The 23,156-nt window shown below is 72.8% G+C and carries 20 protein-coding genes; 13 read left to right on the top strand and 7 right to left on the bottom strand.

Annotation, left to right across the window (positions count from 1 at the left end):
• Positions 1 to 259, bottom strand: a 259-nt coding sequence (locus tag ACFQS2_RS04065; RefSeq protein ID WP_377792824.1) for an NAD(P)-binding domain-containing protein, incomplete at its 3' end; no start/stop codon positions are given.
• 189 nt (positions 260 to 448) lie between these two features.
• Here ACFQS2_RS04065 and ACFQS2_RS04070 point away from each other — a divergent pair.
• Entirely contained in the window at positions 449 to 1,156 is a 708-nt protein-coding gene (locus ACFQS2_RS04070; RefSeq protein ID WP_377792825.1) for a glycosyltransferase family 2 protein, read from the top strand.
• Positions 1,157 to 1,243: 87 nt separating this feature from the next.
• Here the strand turns inward: ACFQS2_RS04070 and ACFQS2_RS04075 are convergent, their stop codons facing one another.
• Positions 1,244 to 2,161 carry an LCP family protein gene (locus ACFQS2_RS04075; protein WP_377017300.1) on the bottom strand — a complete coding sequence of 306 codons (918 nt, stop codon included), beginning with the start codon at positions 2,159 to 2,161 and terminating at the stop codon, positions 1,244 to 1,246.
• Between the two features lie 593 nt (positions 2,162 to 2,754).
• Here ACFQS2_RS04075 and ACFQS2_RS04080 point away from each other — a divergent pair.
• From ACFQS2_RS04080 to ACFQS2_RS04105, 6 genes are all read left to right on the top strand, one after another.
• Positions 2,755 to 3,762, top strand: coding sequence for a glycosyltransferase (locus ACFQS2_RS04080; RefSeq protein ID WP_377017302.1), 1,008 nt, complete (start codon positions 2,755 to 2,757; stop codon positions 3,760 to 3,762).
• Positions 3,759 to 4,643 carry a glycosyltransferase gene (locus ACFQS2_RS04085; protein WP_377017304.1) on the top strand — a complete coding sequence of 295 codons (885 nt, stop codon included), beginning with the start codon at positions 3,759 to 3,761 and terminating at the stop codon, positions 4,641 to 4,643. Before ACFQS2_RS04080 ends, ACFQS2_RS04085 begins: the two co-directional genes overlap by 4 nt.
• Before the next feature lie 135 nt (positions 4,644 to 4,778).
• Entirely contained in the window at positions 4,779 to 5,939 is a 1,161-nt protein-coding gene (gene glf, locus ACFQS2_RS04090) for a UDP-galactopyranose mutase (protein ID WP_377017306.1), read from the top strand.
• Positions 5,940 to 5,991: 52 nt separating this feature from the next.
• The gene (locus ACFQS2_RS04095) at positions 5,992 to 8,109 is read left to right on the top strand and encodes a glycosyltransferase (RefSeq protein ID WP_377017308.1); all 2,118 of its coding nucleotides are present in this window, start codon (positions 5,992 to 5,994) and stop codon (positions 8,107 to 8,109) included.
• Complete coding sequence (locus ACFQS2_RS04100; protein WP_377017310.1) at positions 8,106 to 9,032, top strand: ABC transporter permease; 927 nt, start codon at positions 8,106 to 8,108, stop codon at positions 9,030 to 9,032. The genes ACFQS2_RS04095 and ACFQS2_RS04100 overlap by 4 nt, the downstream gene beginning before the upstream one ends.
• Positions 9,033 to 9,102: 70 nt before the next feature.
• Entirely contained in the window at positions 9,103 to 9,816 is a 714-nt protein-coding gene (locus tag ACFQS2_RS04105; protein ID WP_377017610.1) for an ABC transporter ATP-binding protein, read from the top strand.
• 23 nt (positions 9,817 to 9,839) lie between these two features.
• Here ACFQS2_RS04105 and ACFQS2_RS04110 read toward each other — a convergent pair whose 3' ends face one another.
• Together ACFQS2_RS04110 and cofE are read right to left on the bottom strand one after the other, a co-directional pair.
• Positions 9,840 to 10,523 carry a TIGR03089 family protein gene (locus tag ACFQS2_RS04110; RefSeq protein ID WP_377017312.1) on the bottom strand — a complete coding sequence of 228 codons (684 nt, stop codon included), beginning with the start codon at positions 10,521 to 10,523 and terminating at the stop codon, positions 9,840 to 9,842.
• Entirely contained in the window at positions 10,520 to 11,569 is a 1,050-nt protein-coding gene (gene cofE / locus ACFQS2_RS04115) for a coenzyme F420-0:L-glutamate ligase (RefSeq protein ID WP_377792826.1), read from the bottom strand. The genes ACFQS2_RS04110 and cofE overlap by 4 nt, the downstream gene beginning before the upstream one ends.
• A 236-nt stretch (positions 11,570 to 11,805) precedes the next feature.
• On the opposite strand from cofE, the gene ACFQS2_RS04120 reads away from it, so the two are divergent.
• Genes ACFQS2_RS04120 through ACFQS2_RS04130 form a run of 3 tightly spaced genes read left to right on the top strand, consistent with a single transcriptional unit; the run spans position 11,806 to position 17,215 of the window.
• Positions 11,806 to 12,105, top strand: a complete 300-nt coding sequence (locus ACFQS2_RS04120; RefSeq protein WP_377017316.1) for a WhiB family transcriptional regulator — start codon at positions 11,806 to 11,808, stop codon at positions 12,103 to 12,105.
• Positions 12,106 to 12,117: 12 nt separating this feature from the next.
• Entirely contained in the window at positions 12,118 to 15,591 is a 3,474-nt protein-coding gene (locus tag ACFQS2_RS04125; protein WP_377017318.1) for a hypothetical protein, read from the top strand.
• Complete coding sequence (locus tag ACFQS2_RS04130; RefSeq protein WP_377792827.1) at positions 15,584 to 17,215, top strand: DUF5719 family protein; 1,632 nt, start codon at positions 15,584 to 15,586, stop codon at positions 17,213 to 17,215. Before ACFQS2_RS04125 ends, ACFQS2_RS04130 begins: the two co-directional genes overlap by 8 nt.
• A 28-nt stretch (positions 17,216 to 17,243) precedes the next feature.
• Here ACFQS2_RS04130 and ACFQS2_RS04135 read toward each other — a convergent pair whose 3' ends face one another.
• A complete protein-coding gene (locus tag ACFQS2_RS04135) occupies positions 17,244 to 17,699 on the bottom strand; it encodes a metallopeptidase family protein (protein WP_377792828.1) in 456 nt (151 codons plus the stop codon).
• Between the two features lie 88 nt (positions 17,700 to 17,787).
• On the opposite strand from ACFQS2_RS04135, the gene ACFQS2_RS04140 reads away from it, so the two are divergent.
• Both ACFQS2_RS04140 and ACFQS2_RS04145 read left to right on the top strand, forming a co-directional pair.
• Positions 17,788 to 18,168, top strand: a complete 381-nt coding sequence (locus tag ACFQS2_RS04140; protein WP_377017324.1) for a DUF3499 domain-containing protein — start codon at positions 17,788 to 17,790, stop codon at positions 18,166 to 18,168.
• On the top strand, positions 18,161 to 19,852 hold the full coding sequence (locus tag ACFQS2_RS04145; protein WP_377017326.1) for a phosphomannomutase/phosphoglucomutase: 1,692 nt from the start codon (positions 18,161 to 18,163) through the stop codon (positions 19,850 to 19,852). Before ACFQS2_RS04140 ends, ACFQS2_RS04145 begins: the two co-directional genes overlap by 8 nt.
• 21 nt (positions 19,853 to 19,873) lie before the next feature.
• On the opposite strand, the gene ACFQS2_RS04150 is transcribed toward ACFQS2_RS04145, so the two are convergent.
• A complete protein-coding gene (locus tag ACFQS2_RS04150) occupies positions 19,874 to 20,725 on the bottom strand; it encodes an RDD family protein (protein ID WP_377017328.1) in 852 nt (283 codons plus the stop codon).
• Between the two features lie 117 nt (positions 20,726 to 20,842).
• Between ACFQS2_RS04150 and ACFQS2_RS04155 the strand changes: the two genes are divergently transcribed.
• The gene (locus ACFQS2_RS04155) at positions 20,843 to 21,838 is read left to right on the top strand and encodes a stage II sporulation protein M (RefSeq protein ID WP_377017330.1); all 996 of its coding nucleotides are present in this window, start codon (positions 20,843 to 20,845) and stop codon (positions 21,836 to 21,838) included.
• Between the two features lie 16 nt (positions 21,839 to 21,854).
• Here the strand turns inward: ACFQS2_RS04155 and ACFQS2_RS04160 are convergent, their stop codons facing one another.
• A complete protein-coding gene (locus tag ACFQS2_RS04160; RefSeq protein WP_377017332.1) occupies positions 21,855 to 23,153 on the bottom strand; it encodes a DUF58 domain-containing protein in 1,299 nt (432 codons plus the stop codon).
• Between the last annotated feature and the right edge of the window lie 3 nt (positions 23,154 to 23,156).

Here is a 23,156-nt window from a genome sequence, read left to right on the forward strand (position 1 = left end):
GCGGTACCACGATCACCACGGCGTCGGCCTGCGGGATCGCCTCGGCGTAGTCGGTCGTCGCCCGCAGCTGGCCCGCCGGGACCAGTTCGCTCAGCTTCTCCTGCAGCTGCGCCTCGCCCGGGAACGGTTCTCTCGCCTGGTTGATCAGCTCGACCTGGCGGGGATTGGTGTCCACGCCGATGACCTCGTGCCCTGCATCGGCGAACTGCACCGCCAGCGGCAGCCCGATCTTCCCCAGTGCCACGACAGCTGTCTTCACGGCGATTCCTCCTCCTGCGGCGCCGACGGGGCGCCGTGTACGCGATGACGGCCACCGGCGGCGGCCCACCGGGACAGGGTATCCTCCTCGGGCGTCCGGGAAGGTCAGTCCCGCACCGTCACGTCGTCGAAGCCGCAGTGTCCGCGCGGCCCCGAGATCCGGGCCGCGCGGAGCCCAGAAGGAGAGCCCTTGAGCACGTCCGAGCCCGAGCGCGAAGGGCCCGATCCGGGAGCCGAGAGCACCTGGTTCGTCGTCCCGCTGTTCAACGAGGGCGCGGTCGTCGGCGACGTGATCCGTGACCTGCGCATGCGCTACCCGCTGGTGGTCTGTGTGGACGACGGCAGCCAGGACGACTCCGCCGCCATCGCGGCCGAGGCCGGTGCCGCCGTGGTGCGCCACCCCTACAACATGGGTCAGGGAGCAGCGCTGAAGACGGGCATCGACTATGCGCTCAGGGACCCGGGCATGCGGCAGGTCGTGACCTTCGACTCCGACGGCCAGCACCAGGTCGATGACGCCGCCTCGATGATCGCCATGCGCGAGGCCGAGGGCGTCGACATCGTGCTCGGTTCCCGCTTCCTCGACGCGCGCACCCAGCCGGGACTGCTGAAGCGGATGGTGCTGCGGGGAGCGGTCTGGTACTCGAACCTCACCAGCGGCGTGCGCCTGACCGACGCGCACAACGGGCTGCGCGTGATCGGCCGGGAGGCGTGCGAGAAGCTCACCATCGAGCAGAACCGGATGGCCCACGCCTCCGAGATCGTCGAGGAGATCGGCCGCCACGGCTTCACGGTGCGCGAGCACCCGGTGCACATCCTCTACACCGACTACTCCCGGTCCAAGGGCCAGTCGATGCTGAACTCCGTGAACATCGTCATCGACATGCTCTTCCGCTGACCTGCGGGAAGCGCGGCGCGGGCCGCAGGGACGTTCCCGCGGGAACGCCTCGGCGACCCCGCGGGAACGTCTCCGCGCGAGCCCGTCCTATCCCTCCGCGGGGGCCTCGGCCGAGCCGTCCTCGATGGAGTCGAAGAACGCGGCGATGTCGTCGTCGTCCGTGAGGATCGCGATCCCGGAGTTGTTCGTCCGGTACTCCGGATCCTCGATCGGCATCGCCAGCGTGGTGCCCTCGTTCATCGCCTTCCGTGCCGTCAGCGCCATGCGGCCGGCGGCGAAGATGCCGGTGCCCTCGCTGGTGATCAGGGCGTCCGAGCCCGCCCCGGCCAGGCGCACCTGCGCGATCGGGTTCAGCAGCACCGAGGGCGAGGTGGCGCGGTCCATCAGCGCGCCGACGAACTGCTGCTGACGCTGCTGGCGACCGATGTCTGCCGTGGGGTCGAAGTAGCGGGCCCGCACGAAGGCGAGCGCCTGCTCACCGCCCACGTCGTGGCAGCCCTCGGTCATGGACAGACCGGACTTCTCGTCCTCGACGTCCTGATCGATGCACAGGTTCACGTGTCCCACGGCGTCGACCATCCCCGAGACGCCGTCGAAGCCGATCTCCACGTAATGGTCGATGGTCAGGCCCGTGAACTCCTCCACGGTCTCGACCAGCAACGACGCCCCGCCGAAGGCGAAGGCGGCGTTGAGCTTGTAGCCCCCGTGCCCGGGGATGTCCACCAGGGTGTCGCGGGGCAGGGAGACGAGATAGCTGTTCCCGCCCGGGGCCTTGTGCAGCAGCATGATCGTGTCGGTGCGGGCGCCCTCGGTGCCGTCGTCGCCGACCGCGTCACCGCCGCGCCGGTCCGAGCCGGCGATCAGGTAGGTCGTGCCGGGCGTGTTCTCGGCCTCCGAGAGGGCGTCGATGTGCTCGATGCGGCTGTTGGCCCACAATCCCAGGCCGGCTCCCCAGCCCAGCACGATGACCAGCAGGAGCACGAGCAGCGTGGCACCCAGCCGCATCGGCCGCGGCACGCGCGACCGGCGCCGGGGGTTGCGGCCCGCCCCGGGAGGCGGTGGCGGGGGAGGGCCGCCGGGGCTGTCGGGTCCGCCCGGATCGGCGAGGCCGCCGGCCTGCCCCGCAGTGCGGTATCCCTGTCCGTGGTGATGGACGGGAGCGCCAGCCGACCCTGCAGGCCGGCCCGGCCCGGGCCGAGGCTCCTCGGCGCGAGGCAGCGGCCGGGTGGGAGCGGGTCCTCCGTTCCGCGGCTCCGCGTTCCCGGGTCGCGGCACGGGGCGGGCGCTGCCTCCGGCGCGGGCGCGGCTGCCCGCAGGTCTGCGGGGTCCTCCGCGTCGCGGGGAGCGGGGCGGCTCCTGATCGCTCACAGCGGTCTCCTCTCCGGCCGGGGCCCGGCTGGTGTCTCGTATAGCGCCCGCCAGAGTAGCGGGCCGTGCGGCCCGACCGTCCGTGCCGTCGGACCGATGCCCGCGATGTCCCGAGAACATTCCGCGAACCTTCACACGTCCGGCATCCGGCCGGTGTCCTGGCCAGTCGTGGTCTCCGTACACTGGGACCCGCGCCGCCGAGGCGGCCACGCTCACCAGCAGGAGGCGACGTGACCCCATCCGCACCCGCAGGCGGCCAGATGCCGTCAGCAGGGACCGCTCACCCCGACGCCGCGACAGCACGGGTCGTCGCCGTGGTCGTCACCTACAACCGCGAGCAGCTGCTGCGCGCGTGCCTGGACGCCCTGGAGGCCCAGGAGCGCCGGCCGGATGCCGTGGTGGTCATCGACAACGCCTCGAGCGATCTCAGTGGCACGGTGGCCGACGAGCACCCGATCGGGGCCGACGTCGTCCACCTGCGGCGCAACGTCGGTGGGGCGGGCGGCTTCGCGGCCGGGATCGCCCGCGCCCTGGCGCGCCACGGAGCCCAGTGGATCTGGCTGATGGATGACGACACCATCCCGCGGCCCGGCGCTCTCTCCGCGCTGCTGAGTGCGCTGGAGGCCTCCCCGGTACGGCTGAGCGTGCTGAGCTCGCGCGCGGTCTGGACCGACGGGCGCGATCACCCGATGAACAGTCAGCGCGTGCGCCTGGGGGCGAGCGCGCAGGAGCGCCGCGACGCGGCTCGTGCGGGCGGTCATCCCATCCGCACCGCGAGCTATGTCTCGGCCCTGCTCAACGGTGAGGACGTGCGCCGCCTCGGGCTCCCGTGCGCGGACTACTTCATCTGGTCCGACGATTTCGAGCACACCGGCCGCCTGCTGCGCCACGGCCGCGGCCTCCACGTGCGCGACTCGGTGGTCGAGCACCGCACCGTGCGCTTCGGGGACGCCCAGGCCAACCCGGGCTCCCGCTTCTACTACGACGTGCGCAACCGGCTGTGGGCGCTGCTGCGCACCAGGTCCTTCACCCCCGTGGAGCGGGTCCTGTACGGCGGGCGCACCGCGCTGGGATGGGCGGGACAGCTCGTGCGCCACCGCGGCGACCTGCTGGGAGTCGGCACCCGCGGACTGCTGGCCGCGCTGCGCCGAGGGCCGCGCCCGACCGCCGTGGTGCTGCAGGCCGACGGGGAGATCGCGGCCGACGTCCGCGCCATCGAACGGGCGGCCGGCCGGTGAGCTCATCCCCGTTCGCGACACCGCCCTTCGCCGTCCTGATGCCCCTGTGGGGGCGCGATGTGCCCGCGCGCGTCGAGCTGGCCCTGGCCTCCGCGACGCTCGAGCAGGAGCTCCGGCCGGAGCTGCTGATCCTCAGCGTCGACGGCCCGCTGCCTCCGGCGCTGGAGCGGCTCGTCGAGCGTGTCGGATCCGGCGAGTTCGGCCCCGCCCGGGTGCTGCGCCACGAGACCCATCGCGGAGTCGCGGCCGCGCTGCAGGACGGGCTGGAGGCCTCGCCCCATGAGATCGTCGCCCGGGCCGACGCCGACGATCTCTGCCAGCCCCAGCGGTTCGCCCTGCAGATCCCGCGCATGGAGGGCTCCGCGCCTCACGGCCACGAGGGAGAGTGCGAGCCGCTCGACCTCCTCGGCGGCGCGATGCGGGAGTTCAGCGACCGGGTCGCACCCGGCCGGGGGCCGCTGCGCACCCGTCCGCTGACGCACCGCGACATCGTCGCCTACATGCCCCACCACAGTCCCTTCCACCACCCCACCGTGGTGATGCGGCGCTCGGTCGCGCTCGCCGTCGGCGGCTACCGCGACCTGCCGCTGCTGGAGGACTACTGGCTCTGGGAGCGCATGATGCTGGGCGGGGCAAGGATGGCGAACCTCTCCGAGGTGGTCGTCGACTACCGGGTCGAGGACGAGCTGTTCGCGCGCCGTGGAGGCTGGCGGCTGTTCTCGAGCGATGTGCGTCTGCAGCGTCGGCTGCTCGCCGACAAGGTCACCTCGCCCGCGCTGTGCCTGCGCAACCTCACCCTGCGCGGCGCCTACCGTTTCGCGCCCGGATGGGCCCGGCGACTGGGATACCGCCAGTTCGTGGAGAAGGCGGTCCAGGAATGACCTCGCGGCACGAACCCACGATGAGCGTGCCCACACTGTCCGACGCGCCGTGCCGACGTGCTCGGGCGCCCCGCCCGCTCCGCTACTGTGATCGGGTCTCCGGCGGACCTCCCGCCTGCTTCGAAAGGATCCTCTGTGTCGACTCCTGATCTCCTCATCGTCGGCTCGGGCCTGTTCGGCCTGACCATCGCCGAGCGCGCGGTGGCCGAGCACGGCGCGAAGGTGACCATCATCGACCGCCGTCCCCATCTCGGTGGCAACGCCTACTCCGAGGCCGATGAGCAGACGGGCATCGAGGTGCACAAGTACGGGGCCCACCTGTTCCACACCTCGAACCCGCGCGTGTGGGACTACGTGAACCGGTTCACCGAGTTCACCGGCTACCAGCACAAGGTGTACACGAACCACCGCGGCGTGGTGTACCCGATGCCGATCAACCTGGGCACCATCAACCAGTTCTTCCAGGCCGCCTACTCGCCCGGCGAGGCGCGGGCGCTGATCGCCGAGCAGGCCGGTGAGCTCGCCGGCACCGATCCCGAGAACCTCGACGAGAAGGGGATCTCCCTCATCGGTCGCCCGCTGTACGAGGCGTTCATCAAGAACTACACCGGCAAGCAGTGGCAGACGGATCCCAAGGACCTGCCCGCCTCCATCATCTCCCGCCTGCCCGTGCGCTACACATACGACAACCGGTACTTCAACGACAAGTACGAGGGCCTGCCCGCGCAGGGATACACGGCGTGGCTGGAGCGGATGGCCGATCATCCCGACATCGAGGTGCAGCTGGAGACCGACTACTTCGACACCTCGCAGCCGCTGAACAAGGACGCCACCCGCGGGAACCTCCCCGTCGTCTACACCGGCCCCATCGACCGGTACTTCGACTACGAGCAGGGCCGACTGGGCTGGCGCACCATCGACCTCGAGACGGAGCACCCCGAGGTGGGCGACTTCCAGGGCACCTCGGTCATGAACTACGCCGACGCGGAGGTGCCCTACACCCGGATCATCGAGCCGCGCCACTTCCACCCCGAGCGCGACTACTACCCGGACGATCGCACCGTGATCCAGCGCGAGTACTCCCGCTTCGCCGAGTCCGGGGACGAGCCGTACTACCCGATCAACTCCGGCGGTGACCGCGAGACCCTGCTGGCCTACCGGGAACTGGCCGACGCCGAGCCGCGCACGCTGTTCGGCGGCCGCCTGGGCACCTATCAGTACCTGGACATGCACATGGCCATCGGCTCGGCCCTGTCCATGGCCGACAACAAGCTGGCCGACCTGCTGCGGGCGTGACCCGCCCGCCCCGCCGAGCCGGGGCACCCCACCAGCGCCGACGAGGAGCACCATGAATTCGACCCCTGCCCCTGCTGCACCGCACCAGGAGGCCGCTGCCTCCGCAGCCAGCAGCGACGGCGTCGCCCCGCAGCGGCTGCTGCAACGGGTGATCCTGCCCGCCGAGGCGTCCCCGGACGTCGTCCCGCTGTACATCGAGGCGGAGGACGCCCGCTCGGGCGTCACCGGCGGCTCGTTCGGCCTCGGCGGCAACGCCGGGACCGCCGGCGGGCAGGAGGAGGCCTCCGGCTCGCGGTTCGGCTCGCACGCACAGGTCGAGATCAGCGAGCTGGACGACCGCCACTCCGTGCGGATCCCCGCCCATGCCATGCGCTCGTTCGGCACCTATTTCAACGCCTTCCCCGCGGCCTACTGGCGTCGCTGGACCCCGGTGCGCAGGATCCGCCTGACCGTGCGCACCGCCGGATCCGGCCACCTGGTGGTGATGCGCTCGACCGCGCGCGGCACCCTCCAGCGCCATGAGTCCCGCACCGTCAGCGGCGCTGGCGACCAGGTCTTCGACCTGCCGCTGACCGCCTTCGGCGACGGCGGCTGGTACTGGTTCGACGCCTACGCGGGCAGCGAGGACCTCACGGTGATGGGCGCGCAGTGGACGGCCGACGCCGACCTCGCCCGCACCGAGGGCAGCTTCTCGATCTCCATGACCACCATGAATAAGGTCGAGTACTGCCTGGACAACATCCGCACGATCGCGGAGGACCCGGACCTGCGCGCCCTGCTGGACGTGATGTACGTCGTCGACCAGGGCTCCGACCGGCTCACCGACCACCCCGACGAGCTCGGCCCGCTCCAGGAATCCCTCGGTGGGCAGTTGCAGATCATCGAGCAGGGCAACATCGGCGGCTCCGGCGGCTTCTCCCGCGGGATGTACGAGGCCGCGACCGCGGGCACCTCGACCTACGTCATCAACTGCGACGACGACATCGTCATCGAACCGGAGTCCCTGATCCGGATGACCACGTTCGCCGACTTCGCGACGAAGCCGACGATCGTCGGCGCGCACATGTTCGACCTCAACAACCGTTCGGTGCTGCACACCTTCGGCGAGGTCGTCGATCCGTGGCGCATCCAGCCCGCACTGGCCAACCCCTCCAGCGAGATGGGGCACGACTTCACCCTCGCCCCGCTGCGCTCGACCCCGTGGCTGCACCGCCGCGCCGACGTGGACTACAACGGCTGGTGGAGCTGCCTGATCCCCACCGAGACGGTGCGCGCGATCGGGCTCAGCCTGCCGGTGTTCATCAAGTGGGATGACGCGGAGTACGGACTGCGGGCCAAGAAGGCCGGATACCCCACGGTCTCGCTGCCCGGCGCCGGCGTGTGGCACATGAGCTGGGTCGACAAGGACGACCTCGTCGGCTGGCAGGCCTACTTCCACGAGCGCAACCGCCTGATCACGGCCCTGCTGCACTCGCCGTACGAGCGTGGCGGCCGGGTGATCAAGGAATCGCAGTTCATGGACGTCAAGCACTTGATCTCCATGCAGTACTACACCGAGGCCGGCCGCCTCATGGCTCAGCGGGACGTGCTCGAGGGCCCCGGTGCCCTGCACCCGGCGATCGGCACCAAGCTGCCCGAGATCCGCGCGATGGCCTCCGACTTCGACGACGCGGTCGCGAAGAAGGATCAGGACCTCTACCCGCCGGTCCACGTCGACAAGCCCCCGCGCAAGGGCCGGCCCTTCACCGAGCCGCGCCGGGTGCTGCTGCCCGCATGGACGGCCAAGACCCTGGTCAAGCAGCTCATCAAGCCGCCCAAGCCGCGGGCCGATGAGAACCCGCAGGCCGCGATCGCCCACCTCGACGCCAAGTGGTGGCGGCTGTCGGCCTACGACAGTGCACTGGTCTCGAACGCCGAGGGCACGCAGGTCGCCTGGTACAAGCGCAGCCCGCAGCAGGTGCGCGAGATGCTTGCCGAGGCGATCCGCGCGCACGTCGAGCTCCACCGTCGCTGGAACGCCCTGGCGCGCGCCTACCGGGAAGCCAGCGGGGCGATCACCAGCTTCGAGGCCTGGGAGAAGACCTTCGCGGACAACCCCGCGCCGGTGCGCGAGATCGATCGCGCAGACGGCCGGGAGTCAACCGGGACGAGCGGAGGCTCGACGGCGTGAACGACGCAGTCGAACCGCGCACTGCGAAGGTCCCCTCGCGCGCCGAGCAGGCCGAGGGGTGGCGGGCGCCGGGGCAGGACGCCGGCTGGCTGAACCCGCTGACCGAGCGCTTCCTGCTGCGGCTGCTGGTGCGCAAGGAGCTTCGGGTGCGCTACCGCGGCAGCGTGCTGGGCATGGTGTGGAGCTACGTGAAGCCCGCCGTGCAGTTCATCGTGTTCTACATCGCGCTCGGGGTGTTCCTGCAGCTGTCCAAGGGGACCCCGGCCTACGCCGTGTACCTGTTCAGCGGCATCGTCGTCATCAACCTCTTCGGCGAGGTGTTCGGCAACGCCACGCGCTCGATCACCGGCAACCAGGCGCTGGTCTCGAAGATCTACCTGCCCAGCCAGCTGTTCCCCTGGTCGAGCATGATCGTGGCGCTGGTGCATTTCGTCCCGCAGCTGCTGGTGCTGGTGGTCGGCGCGCTGCTGATGGGCTGGATCCCCTCGTTCACCTCCGCGGTCGCCTTCGGACTCGGCATGATCATCCTGCTGGTGTTCACGATGGGACTGGGCATGATCACCGCTGCCCTGAACGCCGCCTTCCGGGACGTCGAGAACTTCGTGGACCTCGTGGTCATGGTCGCCACCTGGCTCTCGCCGGTGCTGTATCGGATCTCCATGGTCCAGGAATCGATCGACGGCACGATCTGGTGGTGGCTGTACCAGCTGAACCCCCTGACGATCGTGGTCGAGCTGTTCCACACCGCGTTCTGGCGCTACAGCGAGCCCGTCGTGCTCAAGGTGCCCACGGATCCGACCCTGGTCACGCCCGGGGAGCCCTACGGGCTGTGGTGGGCCGGACTGCTGATCGCAGGGGCCGTCTTCGTCCTCGGCACCATCGTGTTCGAGCGCTCCAAGCGGCGCTTCGCCCAGGAACTGTGAAGGGAGGAGGCCCGTGAGCCCGAACGTGCAGGACATCCCCGACTCCGCAGCCGTCCCCACCGACCGCGAGATGGTGCGCATTCAGCGCGTCACCAAGCAGTTCTCCCTGCGTCATGATCGCGCGCTGAAGGAGCTGGTCTTCTCCGCGCTGCAGCGCAAGAAGCTGGCCGATACCTTCCTCGCGCTGGACGACGTCGACCTCACCGTCCATGCGGGGGAGACCGTGGGCCTGATCGGGTTCAACGGCTCCGGCAAGTCGACGCTGCTCAAGACCATCTCCGGGGTGCTGTTCCCGGACCGCGGGCGGGTGCTGCTGCGCGGGCGCGTCGCCGGGCTGATCGAGGTCGGCGCCGGCTTCCACCCCGACCTCTCGGGACGCGAGAACGTCTACCTCAACGGTGCGATCCTCGGGATGAGCCGCGAGCAGATCGACGCGAAGTTCGACGACATCGTCGCCTTCAGCGAGATCGAGGAGTTCATCGACACCGACGTGAAGTACTACAGCTCGGGCATGTTCCTGCGGCTGGCGTTCGCCGTCGCCGTGCACACCGAGCCGGACATCTTCCTGGTCGACGAGATCCTCTCCGTCGGGGACGAGCCGTTCCAGCGCAAGTGCCTCCAGCGCATCCGCGAGCTGCAGCAGGCCGGGCGCACGATGATCGTGGTCTCCCACGAGCTCGAGATGCTCGAGAAGCTGTGCTCGCGCATCGTGGTGCTGCGCAAGGGCGAGATCGTCTACGACGGCGATCCCACCGAGGCCGTGCGCACGCTCCGCGCGAGCTGACACGGCTGAGCGGGTCGCCCGGCTCAGGCTCGGCCGGTCACCGACTCCTCCTGCGCCTGGCGCTCGCTCACCGCGGCGGCGGGGCCGACGATGCCGCCCCCGGCCAGCAGGGCAGCCAGCACGGCCGGCGCCGATTCCAGCCCGTCCCCGGCCACCAGCAGCCGGGGCGGTGCCGACGTCGACGCAGTCCCGTCGCCGGCTGCTGCAGCCACCGGGTCCGGTCCGCTCCAGGCCGGCAGAGCCACGCCGAGCCGGTCCGAGCTGGCGCGCACCTCCGCCACCCAGTCGTGGGCGAGGGCGGGCAGCTCGGAGGAGAAGCGCGGGGCGAGGGAGAGGGGCTCCAGGGCCAGCACCTCGTCGGCATCCGCGGCGAGCTCGGACTCGGGACGGTCGGTGATCACCACCCGCGGCCCGGTGCGCTCCGGGCCGGCGCCGTGCCCGTCGGCGATCGTCACCTCGGCGCCCAGCGACCAGGAGGCCAGGGCCAGGACCAGTCGCTTCCAGTGCGGCGGCAGATCGATCAGGACGCTGTCGCCGAGCTCCAGCGCGATCTCGTCGTGGAGATGGCCGACGGCCTTGATCACCCAGTTGGCCAGCACATGCCCCGACAGCTCGATGCGGGACGCCTCGCCGTACCAGGCCAGGACGGGATGGGGGCCGCCGCGCTCGAGCGCGGCCAGCAGGCGGGTGGAGAGGTCGACGGTCATCGGGAGTCCTCCTGCGGGTGGGTGACGACGACGGTCAGGGGCGGCAGCGGCGCGGCGATGGCCTCGGCCCCGAGGGCGGTGCGGACCCGCTCGGCCAGTTCGCCCGCGGCGACCCAGTCTGCGGGATCGGCGCCGCCGGGAGTGACCAGGATGCGCCGCGGCTCGCCGCCGCCCTCGGCGGTGGCGTCCTCGGCGAGGTGGGCAGTGGCCGTGCGCGGCCTCCGGCCCGCCCGGGGCAGCGCAGCGACCTCGAGGGCGCGGGCGATCCGCTCCGCGGCAGGTTCCGGGGACATGCGGGCGATCGGCTCCTGGGCCGGGGCGAGCCCCAGCGCCACCCACACCGACTCGAGGCTGGGGCGGCGGAACCAGTCGTCGGCTCCGGTGCGCGAGAGGTCGCGGGCGGGGACGTCGTCAGCGGTCGCGCCGGGCACGCCGCGCACGATCGCCGCCGGGACCCCGGAGGCCTTGCCCTTGACCAGATCCGCGGCGGCGGCCAGCTCGTCGGCCAGGGCGCGTACGGTCACGGTCAGGGGGCGCCCGTCCGCGTCCGCCCCGCCGCGCAGATCCTGCAGGGAGGCGACCCCGGCGGCGCCGAGCGCGATGTCGCCGCTGCCCACCCGCCAGACCCGCGAGGAGGTGTCGGTCAGCACCACCCCGATCCGGACGCCGAGGGCGGCGATGAGTCCGCTGCGCAGCTCGGCGGCGCACGCATCGGGGTCCTCGGGCAGCAGCAGCGGGCCCTCGGGCGCGTTGGAGGAGTCCACGCCGGCGGCCGCGAGCACCGGTCCCGAGGCGATCTGGACGACGGAGGTGACCAGGCGGGTGTGGCGCCGGCGGGCGATGGTCCGCACCGCCGCGGCCTCGATCGCGGCCTCACGCCGGGCGGCGGGGACGGACAGGCCGAGCGACTTCGAGACGATCTTCGTCGAGACGCACAGGACGTCGCCCTCCTGGACGCCGGCCTCCCGGACGGCGGCGGCCAGGACGGCGGGGAGATCCTCGCCCGCCCGGATCTCCCCGAGGCCGGTGACCGGGATGACCTGCACGGGGCCCGGGGCGCGAGGCGAGGATCCGGCGGGGGCCGACGGCCGGTGCTGCGGCACTCGCGACGGAGGGTGCGGGGTGGCGATGAGGGATCCTCCGGGTTCTGTGATTCGGGACCGCCGGGCCGCGGGACGCGCCGGTGCCGCTTGACGGGCCATAACTACACGGGTGTATTTTAGGCCGCATCAGGCCGTCGGTGGTCATCGGTGGGCAATCAGCAGCGGAAGGAGAGGTGGCGATGGACGAGGAACAGGTCGAGGACGACGCGCGTGCAGAGCTGTCCCTGCTCGACTTCGCCGGGCAGGACTCCGACGATACCGAGCTGTCATGGCAGGAGCGCGCCCTGTGCGCGCAGACCGACCCGGAGGCGTTCTTCCCCGAGAAGGGCGGCTCCACCCGTGAAGCGAAGAAGGTGTGCGTCTCCTGCGAGGTGCGCGCCGAGTGCCTCGAGTACGCCCTGGAGAACGACGAGCGCTTCGGTATCTGGGGCGGACTGTCCGAGCGTGAGCGCCGCAAGCTCAAGCGCCGGGTGGTCTGACATCCTTCCCCGGTGAGCGAACCTCATGTCACTGCTGTCGTCCTGCTGAGCGGGTCGACGACCGCGCATTCCCTCAGCACAGCCCTCGAAGCCGTCACCGGCCAGTCCCGGCACGCCGACCGCCTCGTGGTGGTTGCCACCTCCGATCTCTCCGACGACGTCCAGGATGCCCTCGACGCGCAGGTCGCCGACGGGGTGGTCGACGACGTCGTGACCATATCCGCCTCCGCCGGCCCGGCGGGAGCGGTGCGTGAGGCCGCCGATCTGCTCTCGCGGGGTTCGCGCGAGTCGGGCCGCGCCCCCGCCGCCGACGTCGACGCCGGGGATATCGAGGACACCGCCCGGCCCTCCCGGCGACGCGCCCGAAAGGTCGACCGCACCGCGATCGAGAAGCGCCGCACCCAGCAGGCCGAGGACCTCGCCCGCATCCCGCAGCGGCTGCGCACGCGCCGCTCCCGCCCTGGCCGACGCGTCGGCCTCGGGGGCGGCGCCGATTCCGAGTCCTGGTCGTCCTGGCTGTGGTTCGTCGTCGACGGTTCCACGCCGGGGCCGACCGCTCTCGAGCACCAGCTGCGATTCGCCGCCGAATCCCCGAACACCGGCGTGGTCGGGGCCAAGCGCGTGCGTCCTATGGGGCCGGCACCGGACGGCGACGGCCCCGACCGGGACGGCCTCGGCCAGGACGGTCCCGGCCAGGAACGCCTCGATCACGACCAGCTCGATCACGACCGGAACGACGAGAGTGCGCCGGGAACCGCCCCGCATGCCGATGCCCTCGTGGACGTGGGCATCACGCTGACCCACGGCGGCCGCATCATCACCGGGGTCGACCCCGGAGAGATCGACCAGGGACAGGCCGACTGGCGCCAGGACGTGCTCGCCGTGGCGCTGCCGGGCATGCTGATCCGCGAGCAGACCCTGCGCGACGTGGGCGGTCTGGACCCCGACCTGCCCGCTCCGTGGGCCGAGATCGACCTGTGCCGGCGCGTGTGGCGCTCGGGCGAGCGTGTCGCGGTCCAGTCCGCTGCGACGGTCCTCTACCCCGCACCGACGCGGCCGGGCCTGGAGCGCCTGCAGGAGCAGCGCACCGGGCAGATCCTGGTGCTCCTCAAGCATCGCTCCCTCCTCATGGCCCTGGCCATGCTGCTCGTGCTGCCGCTGAGCACGATGCTGCGGATGGCCGGGGCGGTCGCCGCCTCCGCGCCGCGCCGCGCCGGGATGGAGCTGCGAGCCTGGATCGCGGCACTCGCCCGCGCTCCTCGGGTGCTGGGCCGGGGCCTTCGCGAGCGTCGGCGGGCCCGTGTTCCCAGCGGGCGCCTGGCCCCGCTCTACCTGCCCCGCGGTGAGGGCGCCCGGCGCCTGCTCGACGACACCTGGACCCGGCTGGTCGCCGACGACGACCGGATCCGCCGCATCCGACGCACCACCTGGGGCGTCGCCGGGACCCGTCACGGGATCGAGGACGCCGACTACGGTCGCCACCTGGTGTGGACCGTGGTGGTGGCGCTGACCGCGACCGTGCTGGGGCTGACCGCCCTGCGCCGCCTGTTCGGCAGGGGCGAGCTCACCGGCCCCGGGCTGCGAGCGATCCCTGAGAGCTGGGGCGCGCTGTGGGAGGCCGCCTGGTCCAGTTGGATCCCCGGCGGGCTGGGGGAGCGCGGGCCGGGCGACCCGCTGGTGCGCCTGCTGGGTCATCTCCCGCTCGGCGGTTCCCTGTTCATCGAGATCGTCGTGTTCGCCGCGGTGCCCGTGAGCGCGCTGGCCGCCTGGTGGGCGGCCGGCGCCGTGACCCGCGCCGTCGGGGCGCGGCTCGCGCTGACCACGGCGTGGGCAGTGGCGCCGTCGCTGCTGGCCGCTCTGGCGGCCGGGGCGTGGCCGCTGCTGCTGGTGCACATGCTGCTGCCTCTGATCGCGCTGTCGATCGGCCGGGCCGTCGGCCTCCCGCACAAGGTCTCGCAGGCGAGCATCTCGGCCGCCGCGATCGGCGGCCTGCTGCTGCTGGTCGCCGGCGCGATCCAGCCGGTGCTGGTGCTCCTGGGGGCGGTGGCGCTGGTGCTCATCGCACTCGGCGTGCCCGGCCGCCGGGCCCGTCTGCTGTGGGTCCTCCTGCCCTCCCTCGCTCTGCATGCCCCGTACCTGCCTGTCTACCTGGGCCACCCGCGCACGCTGCTGGCCGTGGGAGGTATGCCGGCCCGCGCAGGCACCGCCTCCACGACGGATCTGCTGTCGCTGTGGCCCGTGGCCCCGGGCCTGCAGGACGCGCTGGCGCCTCAGCTGGGGGGACCGGGCGGGACGATCGCCCTGCTGGCACCGGTGCTGCCGGTCGCCCCCGTCATCCTCGCCGCGATCTTCTCGCCCCTGCTGGCCGGGCAGGCGGGGCGGGTCGGCCGCTTCAGCGTGCTGATGGCCGCCGTGAGTCTGCTGACCGTCCTGCTGGCGCGCGAGACGCCGACCGCCCTCGGCGACGAGCAGCTGGTGACCGCTCCGCTGCACGGCCTGCTGAGCGTGACCCTGCTGCTGCTCTGCCTCGGGGCCGCGGCGAGCTTCGACGCCCTCGCCCGGCGGGAACCGGGTGACGGCCGCCTCCGTCGCCTCCTGACCTCGATCACGGGGGCGGCTGTGGCCGCGGTCTGTCTGGTCACCGTCGTCGGCGGGACCGCGCTGCTGCCCGGCCAGCTGCGCGTGGACCGTGTCGAGGGCGGCGAGGTCCCGGCCGCCGCCGCGGACCAGGGCCGCACCTCCGCCCGCGCCCGGGTGCTCGTCCTCGAGCAGGAGGCCGACGGCTCCGTCGGCGCCAGCGTGGTCGTCCATGGCGGCGACACCGTCATCCAGCACGCCGCGATCGACGACGCCCGGCACGTCGAGACCGTCCGCTCCGGAAACGCCCCCGACGAGGATCCCGGCTCCACCGCGCTGCGGGGTGCCGTCGCCGAGATGCTCTCCTCCGGGGCCGACGCGGCCGCGAGCGACGAGGTCCAGCAGGCCACCGCCACTCTCGCCGTCGCCTATGTCGTCGTCGAGGGCGACCCGGAGCAGCAGGCGGAGCTGATGCGGACCCTGGACACCTCCTCGACGTTCGAGAAGGTCACCGAAGGCGCCCGTGGCGGCATGTGGCGGGTCATCGACTCCGCACCCCGCGCCCGAGTCACCGGCGGAGACGAACCCGTCGCGCTGGACAGCGGCGTGATCGGCGCCGAGGGCACCGTTCCCGCCGCCCGGGATGAACGCACCGTGGTGCTCGCCGAGCGCTACGACACCCAGTGGGAGGCGACGCTCGAGGGCACCGAGCTCGAGCCGGTCGTCGTGGACGGCTGGGCGCAGGGCTTCACCGTCCCGCCCGGCACCGGCGGCGACATCGACATCCATCGCGAGCAGCCCTTCCGCCTGCTCTGGCAGGTCGGCCTGTACGCCGTGCTGGCCCTGACCGCGCTGATCGCGATCCCCTGGCGCGTGCGCCCCCGGGCCGCGGAGGAGATGTATGGCTGAGAGCGATCTGCACACCGACCGGGAGCTGGCTCCATCGCGCCGCGCCCCCCACGGTGGTCCCTGGCGCCCGCTGCTGGCCCTGGCTGCTCTGATTCCCCTGGCCGCCGCGGTGGGGGCGATCGCCGCCACCCCGGGGCCGGAACCGACGACACTCGCCCGCGCCGAGGCGCAGTCGCAGCCGGGGGCGACCTCGCTGCAGTGCCCCGGCCCGCTCACGCTGCCCGAGGAGCTCCTCGCGGAGGGGCCGGACGCCGATCTCGCCGTCACCCCGCCCACCGAGACGGTGGACCTCTCCTCCGTGGCCCTGGAACCGGAGTCCTCCCTGCTGTTCGGGGAGGTCAGCGCTTCGGAGACGCTGCAGGAGGACGACGGCTCCGTGCGAGCTCCCGACATCGTCACCGAGGGCAGCGACGGCACGGCCCTCCAGGACCGGACCGCCGCCCAGGACCTGGGAGCAGGCGTGCAGGCCGTGACCGGCATCGAGGATTCCCCGGTGGTGCGTGCGGCGACCTCGCAGGGTGGCCGCCCTGTGGCGGACACCGTGCAATCCACTGCCACCGACGCCGGCGACTATCGCTCCCTGTCGCTGACCCGCTGCGCCGAGCCGACCACGGACGCGTCGTTCCTGGGGGTCTCGACCGCCACCGGCGACAGCTCGGCGCTGGTCCTGCGCAACCCGACGCAGCGGCCGGCCACGGCCTCGGTGCAGGTGTGGACCGAGGACGGACCCGCCGCGATGGAGGGCCGCAGCCAGGTCGTGGTCGCTCCCGGCGCCGAGGAACGGGTGCTGCTGGAATCCGTGGCCGGTGGCCACGACGTCGTGGGCGTGCGCACCACATCGCTCGGCGCGCCGCTGGCGATGCACGTGCAGACGACCGAGCGCGACGGGCTGACCCCCGGGGGCGCCGAGATCCTCCAGCCGCTCGCACCCGCCGCCGAGGAGCAGGTGATGCCGGGTGTGGAGGTCGCCGGGACCCCGCCGGTCCTCGTGCTCGCCAACCCCGAGGGTGCGGACACCACCGCCTCCGTGGACGTCGCCGGTGACGACGGCCCGGTCGACGAGGCCGCCCTCGAGGATGTCGAGGTGCCCGCGGGCGCTGTCGTCAGCGTGCCGCTGGAGTCTCTGGGTGATGGCACCTTCTCCGTCTCGGTCACCTCCGCGGATCCGGTGCTGGCGGTCACGCGCTCCTCCGCCACGGGCGCGGACCTGCCGGGGGACACGGTGGGCAGCCCGGTCAATTTCACCCTCGTCGGCTCCGCGCCTGCCATCGCGTCCCACGCCATCACGGCCCTGCCGGCCGAGGGCGCGGCGGGGGAGCTGACCCTGGCGGCGACGGCGGATTCCGCGGTCACCGTCATCCCGATTGCCGCGGACGGGTCCGCCGGGGACCCGGTCCGGACCGAGGTCAGCGAGGGCGGCTCGACCTCGGTCGTCGCCGCCGACCTGGAGATCGACGGGCAGTCCGCGGCCGGTCTCACCGTGGTGCCGGACGTCCCCGGTGCCGTGCATGCCACCTGGATGCAGCGCGAGAGCGACGGCGCCGGCGGCGTGCTGCTCTCAGCCCTGCCGGTGCACACGGCGCGCAGCGGCGGCGACCCGCTCACGGTGCGGCTGCAGGAGTGAACCGCGGGGGAGCCGGGACCGATCGAGGTCACTCGCTCCAGGCGCCCGGATCCACGTCCTCGGGAGCGATGTTCAGCAACGACCCGATCTGCTCGGCGAGCACCTGACGCACCAGCAGCTCCAGGTCCTGCTCGCCGGCGCAGCGGGTCTGGACCGGCCGGCAGTAGACGATCACCCGCGCCGGATGCTCGCGGGTGGGCGGCAGCGCCCGTCCCAGCAGCACCGTAGCGTCCTCCCACGGGGCCGCGTCGGCGGGAGGCACCTCCTCGACCAGCACCTGCAGATGGGCCAGGCGACGCGGGAAGCGCTCCGTGAGGTCCGCCCCGGCGTCGGCGACCAGGTCGTCGAACTGCTCGCGGCGGGTCCGGTAGCCGGGAAGATGCGGCGGGATCAGATCCCAGCGCCTGCCGCGGCCCCGGCGATCGCGGCGACGCGGCCCCGGGCGCGGTCCCGGCACCGCGGGTCGGATCGGCTCGACATCCATGGAGGCACTCTAACGGCCTGGGGGCGACGCCCGGAGGTCAGGGCGCGCCGCCGCCCGAGGGTCGGTTCGCCTGCGTACACTGCTGGACGTGCCTGCTCGTGAATGCTCCCGGACCTCCTGCTCGAGACCGGCCGTCAGCTCGCTGACCTTCGTCTACGAGGACTCGACGGCGGTGCTGGGGCCCTTGTCGCGCACCAGCGAGCCGCACGCGTACGACCTCTGCAGCGAGCATGCCGGCCGCATGACCGCGCCCCGCGGCTGGGAGATGCTGCGGGTGCCCGGCGGCTCCGACGTCAGCGATGATCTCGTGGCCCTCGCCGACGCGGTCCGACAGCGCCCGGCCCCCTCCGGACAGCCCGCGCCGAGCGCGGGGCCGGCGCCGCGCAGCGGCACTCGGACGCATCGCACCGCGGGGCCCGACGAGGTGCCGGAGCGCCACCTCCGCGTCGTCAGGAGCACCGATGACTGAGCGCCCTGCAGCCTCGTCCCCGGACCTCTCCGCACTGGTCACCGCCAATGACGTGCGCGGCGTCGCGGGCGAGGAGCTCAGCGAGGGCGTCGCCCGCGCGCTCGGCGCCGCCTTCACCGACTTCCTGGACGGCGATGCGCTGATCGTCGCCCACGACATGCGGATCAGCTCGCCGGATCTGTCCCGTGCGGTCATCGAGGGGGCCGTCCGGCGCGGGGCCATCGTCGGTGACGCCGGGCTCGCCTCCACCGACCAGCTCTACTGCGCCTCCGGGCTGCACCGTGCAGCCGGCGTCATGGTCACCGCCTCGCACAACCCCGCCGCCGACAACGGGCTCAAGCTGTGCCTGCCGGGCGCCCGGCCCCTCAGTCGCGACACCGGCCTGGACGAGATCCGCCGGGCCGCCGAGGCGTACCTGGCCGCGGGGGAGATCCCGGAGCGGGGCGAGGGTCGTACGCAGCCGCTGGACACGCTGCCCGACTACGTCGGGACGCTGCACGGCCTGGTGAGCGTGCCGGATCGCCGGCCGCTGCGGGTCGCCGTCGACGCCGGCAACGCGATGGCCGGCCTCACCGCCCCTGCGGTCCTCGAGAGCCTCGAGCAGCTCGACGTGGTCCCCGTCCACTTCGAGCTCGACGGGACGTTCCCGAACCATCCGGCCGATCCCCTGGACCGCGGCACGCTGCGCGACCTGCAGGACGCGATCCTCGCCCACGGTGCGGATCTCGGACTCGCCTTCGACGGCGACGCCGACCGCTGCGTGGTCCTGGACGAGACGGGCGCGGCCGTGCCGCCCTCGGCGATCACTGCGCTCATCGCCCGCCGCGAAGTGGCCCGCGCCCGTGCCGCAGGCGAGGAGCGGCCTGTCGTCGTCGCCAACCTCGTCTCCTCCCGCCACGTCGCCGAGGCCGTCCTGGAGGCCGGGGGAGAAGCGGTCCGTTCGCCCGTCGGCCACTCGCTGCTGAAGGCCCTGATGGCCGAGCACGATGCCGTCTTCGGCGGCGAGCACTCCGCGCACTACTACTTCCGGGACTTCTTCTTCGCCGACTCCGGCATGCTCGCCGCCCTGCACGTGCTCGCCGCACTGGGGGAGAGCGACGGACCGCTGTCCGCCCTGATCGCCGAGCACGACCCCTATCCCTCCAGCGGCGAGATCAACACCCGCGTCCAGGACCCCTCCGCTGTCAGGGAGCGGGTACGGGAGCACGTGGAGAACCTGCCCGGGGCGCGTCTGGACGACCTCGACGGGATCACCGCCGTGCACTGGGATCCCGGCTCCCTGCCCGAGGACCGCTGGTGGTTCTCGCTGCGCTCGTCGAACAACGAGCCGCTGCTGCGGCTGAACGTCGAGGCCGAGCTGGAGACGACGATGATCCGGATCCGCGAGGAGATCCTGGCGATCGTCCGCGACCAGGACCTCACCACGGCCCCGTCCTCGGCCGACGCCGACGCAGCGGACTCCGACGGGGGGTCGGTGCCGCCGGCGGAGTCGGAGCTTCCCCCCGGCGCTAGCGGAGCCGACGTGCCCAGCTGGGTGCGCTCGCGTCTGCGCTGCCCCGACTGCGGAGGCGAGCTGCGAGACGTCGACGCGGCCCTGCAGTGCACCGGATGTGCGCGCCGGCACCCCGTCGAGGACGGGATCCCGGTCCTCATCGCCGGTCGCCACGACTCTCCGTCGGCCTGAGCAGGAGCCGCACCGGTCGGCTCAGGCGGAGAACGGCACCGCGCGGACCTCGGCGGACAGCTCCCGCTGACGCTCCTGGCCGCGCCGCAGCCGCTCCTCGTCCCGGCGGGACCGTTCGGCGATCACCGCAGCCAGGAACTCCTCCGGATCCGTCCCCGGCGGCGGGGCCGGAGCGACATGGGGCAGGGTGCGCCGCAGCAGATCGCGCGAGAGCTCGCGGCGCGAGGTCGGGTGAATGGTCGCCGCGCGCGGCAGGAACGAGCGGATGTCCTGCATCAGCGTCACGGGGAGCCGGCCGACGTCCGCCGCGCGGACCCACTCGCTCAGCGCGGCCGGCACCTGCACCCGGCTCGCCTCGAGATCCCGCATCCGCTCCTGGATCACCATGGTCCCGGCCAGCAGATCACCCACCCGGCGTGACCTGCGGTCGATCACCGAGCAGGTCAGCGCGAGCGAGCCCGCGGTGGACCAGATCTCCAGCATCGCCATCACGGCCCGCAGCAGGCTCTGGCGCACGTGGACAGGGCCGCCGTCGTCCCGCACCACTCGGGTGCCCATCACGAGGCGGCCGACGGAGCGTCCCTGCAGCAGCAGCTCGCACAGGACCGGGTAGCCCACATAGACCAGCACCGAGACCAGCACCACTGCGGCGGCGACCAGTCCGTCATCGAGATCGGCCCGCGCGGCCGACCAGGCCACGGCGACCGTTCCGGCGATCAGGATCGCCAGCTGCACCGCGCCGTCGACGGCGGCCGAGAGCATGCGCGTGGCGAACGTGGCGGTGCGCAGGTCCAGCAGCACGGCATCGCCGGTGATCAGTGCTTCCCGATCGGGGCGCGCGGGTACCGCCGCCGTCGAGCCCATCGTTGCCATGCCCCCATCCTGGCAGGATCGGCCCGCGCCGGTGAGCGCCGAGCGTCGGCTTCCGACGGCGGGGCCTCCGACTTTCGTCGGCCGCCGCCGGGCGGCTGCGGATCCTAGGCTGACCCCGTGGACACCGACGCCTTCATCGCCGTGCACCGCCCGCAGTGGGAACGTCTGCGGGAGCTGACCCGCGCCCGGAGACTGGACGCGGCCGGCATCGACGAACTGCTCTCGCTCTACCAGGAGACCGCCACCCACCTGTCCACGGTGCGCTCGACGAATCCGGACCCGGCCCTGACCGCGCGACTCTCGCTGCTGGTCCATCGTGCCCGGCTGCGGATCACCGGCACTCGGACCCCGCTGTGGAAGCACGCGCGCAGCTTCTTCTGGGAGGACCTGCCGGCAGCCCTGTACCAGGCCCGGTGGACGGTCGCGCTCGCAGCCGGGATCTTCCTGCTCGCGGCGGTCGTCACCGGTGTCTACTTCGGCACGGACGCCACCGCTCGCGAGCTCGTGATCTCCGAGGCGGATCAGCGCGACCTGGCCGAGCACGACTTCGTCGCCTACTACTTCCAGGGCGAGGCCTCGGGCTTCGCCGCCCAGGTGTGGACGAACAACGCCTGGATCACCGTGCAGGCCGTGGTGTTCGGCGTGACCGGCATCTGGCCCGTGGTCATGCTGCTCCAGAACGCTCTGAACGTGGGCCTCTCCGGCGGGGTCATGGGCGCCTACGACGGGCTGGGCACGTTCTTCGTGTTCCTGCTGCCCCACGGTCTGCTCGAGATCACCGCCGTGCTGGTCGGGGCCGGGGCCGGGCTGCGGACGTTCTGGGCCTGGGTGCGGCCCGGGCCGCTGCCACGGCTCTGGGCGCTGTCCCGCGCCGCGCGCGCCCTGGTGACCGTAGCGATCGGGCTGGTCCCGGTGCTCCTGGTCTCCGGAGTGATCGAGGCCTTCGTGACGCCGAGCTCGCTGCCGCCCGCGGTGCGCATCGCCATCGGGGTCCTCGCCTGGCTCGCCTTCCTCGTGGTCATGTTCGGCCGCGGCCGGCAGGTGCACCGTCAGGGCGTCACCGGCGACCTCCCGCAGGAGATGGTGGGCGACCACGTCGCCACCGCCGGCTGAGGGGATCGCCCGGCGCTCAGAGGCGCCCGGCGGCCTTGAGGGCGAGATAGGCGTCCGCGAGCGCCTGCGGGGCCCGGTCGGGCGGAGCGTCGGCCACATGGGCACCGACCCGTTCCAGCGCGCGGGCGACCCCCGCCCGCTCGGCCCGAGCCTGCTCGGCGGCGGCAGCGCTGTAGACCGCCTCGACGTCTCCGCGGCCGGCGGCGAGCGCCTCCAGGGCGGGATCGGCGACGGAGGCCACCAACAGCGGATGGTCCCGGGCGATCCGGGCTGCGACCGGCAGCAGACCGGTGTGCACGACGGACGCCTCGACCGGGGTCACCAGGACCACCAGCGCACCGCGCCGCGAGCGCTCCGAGATGGCGCGGGCGGCGCGTTCCCAGTCGGTCTCGACCAGCGCCGGGTGCACGGCCGCGGTGGCGGTGACCATGTCGTTCAGCACCCGGGTGCGGTTCGCGCCCAGCACCGAGACGTGGGTGATGCGATCGATGCACATCAGGTCGACCCGGTCTCCGGCCTGGCCGGCGAGCGCGGTCAGCAGCAGTGCGGCGTCGAAGGCCGCGTCCAGGCGGGTCGAGTCGCCCAGACGGCTCGCCGAGGTCCGGGAGGTGTCCACGACGATCAGCACGTGGCGGTCCCGCTCCGGGCGCCACGTGCGCACCACGACGCTGCGCCGGCGGGCGGTCGCGCGCCAGTCGATCGAGCGCACGTCGTCGCCGTCCACGAAGTCCCGCAGGGAGTCGAACTCCGTGCCCTGACCGCGCTGATGGACGGCCGCGAGACCCTCGATCTCGCGCAGCCGCTGCACCCGCGAGGGCAGGTGCCGCCGGGAGCCGAAGGGATGCAGGGCCAGCATCCTGCCCGGGGCATCGACCCGCGCCGTGCGGCGAGCGAGGCCGAGCGGGCCGCACGAGGCGACCAGCAGCGCGCGGGAGCTGTGCTCGCCGCGACGGGTGGGTGTGAACGACTGGGTGAGGGCGCGCCGCTCCCGGGCGGGGATGCGCAGTGCGGAGCGCTGCCGGTCGAGCCCGGCCGTCGGATTCCAGGCGTCGCGCACCTCCAGGTCCGCGGTGCGGCCGGTGGGATTGGTCAGCAGCAGCCGACCGGAGGTCTCTCCGCCCAGCCGTACCTGCAGCGGGGCCTCGCGGCGCACCCGGATCGCCCCCGGACGCGGGGCGGCGAACGCATCGGCGAGAACCACCAGCGCCCACAGCCCCAGCAGCACCAGCAGCACCCACCAGATCGGCCACAGGACGATGACGGGCAGAGCGAGCAGCGCCAGCAGCGCCGCGCGCGGGGTCAGCGAGATCCTCATCGA

The organism is Brachybacterium sp. GCM10030267 (assembly GCF_042666875.1).
In the GTDB taxonomy this organism is placed as follows: Bacteria; Actinomycetota; Actinomycetes; order Actinomycetales; family Dermabacteraceae; genus Brachybacterium.

Excerpts from the sequence above, each read along its gene's own strand:
- ACFQS2_RS04145 (WP_377017326.1), top strand. The coding sequence starts at position 18,161 with ATGACTGAGCGCCCTGCAGCCTCGTCCCCGGACCTCTCCGCACTGGTC.
- ACFQS2_RS04105 (WP_377017610.1), top strand. The coding sequence starts at position 9,103 with ATGGTGCGCATTCAGCGCGTCACCAAGCAGTTCTCCCTGCGTCATGAT.
- ACFQS2_RS04110 (WP_377017312.1), bottom strand. The coding sequence starts at position 10,523 with ATGACCGTCGACCTCTCCACCCGCCTGCTGGCCGCGCTCGAGCGCGGC.
- ACFQS2_RS04135 (WP_377792828.1), bottom strand. The coding sequence starts at position 17,699 with ATGGATGTCGAGCCGATCCGACCCGCGGTGCCGGGACCGCGCCCGGGG.
- ACFQS2_RS04130 (WP_377792827.1), top strand. The coding sequence starts at position 15,584 with ATGGCTGAGAGCGATCTGCACACCGACCGGGAGCTGGCTCCATCGCGC.
- ACFQS2_RS04075 (WP_377017300.1), bottom strand. The coding sequence starts at position 2,161 with ATGCGGCTGGGTGCCACGCTGCTCGTGCTCCTGCTGGTCATCGTGCTG.
- ACFQS2_RS04150 (WP_377017328.1), bottom strand. The coding sequence starts at position 20,725 with ATGGCAACGATGGGCTCGACGGCGGCGGTACCCGCGCGCCCCGATCGG.
- ACFQS2_RS04160 (WP_377017332.1), bottom strand. The coding sequence starts at position 23,153 with ATGAGGATCTCGCTGACCCCGCGCGCGGCGCTGCTGGCGCTGCTCGCT.
- ACFQS2_RS04120 (WP_377017316.1), top strand. The coding sequence starts at position 11,806 with ATGGACGAGGAACAGGTCGAGGACGACGCGCGTGCAGAGCTGTCCCTG.
- ACFQS2_RS04095 (WP_377017308.1), top strand. The coding sequence starts at position 5,992 with ATGAATTCGACCCCTGCCCCTGCTGCACCGCACCAGGAGGCCGCTGCC.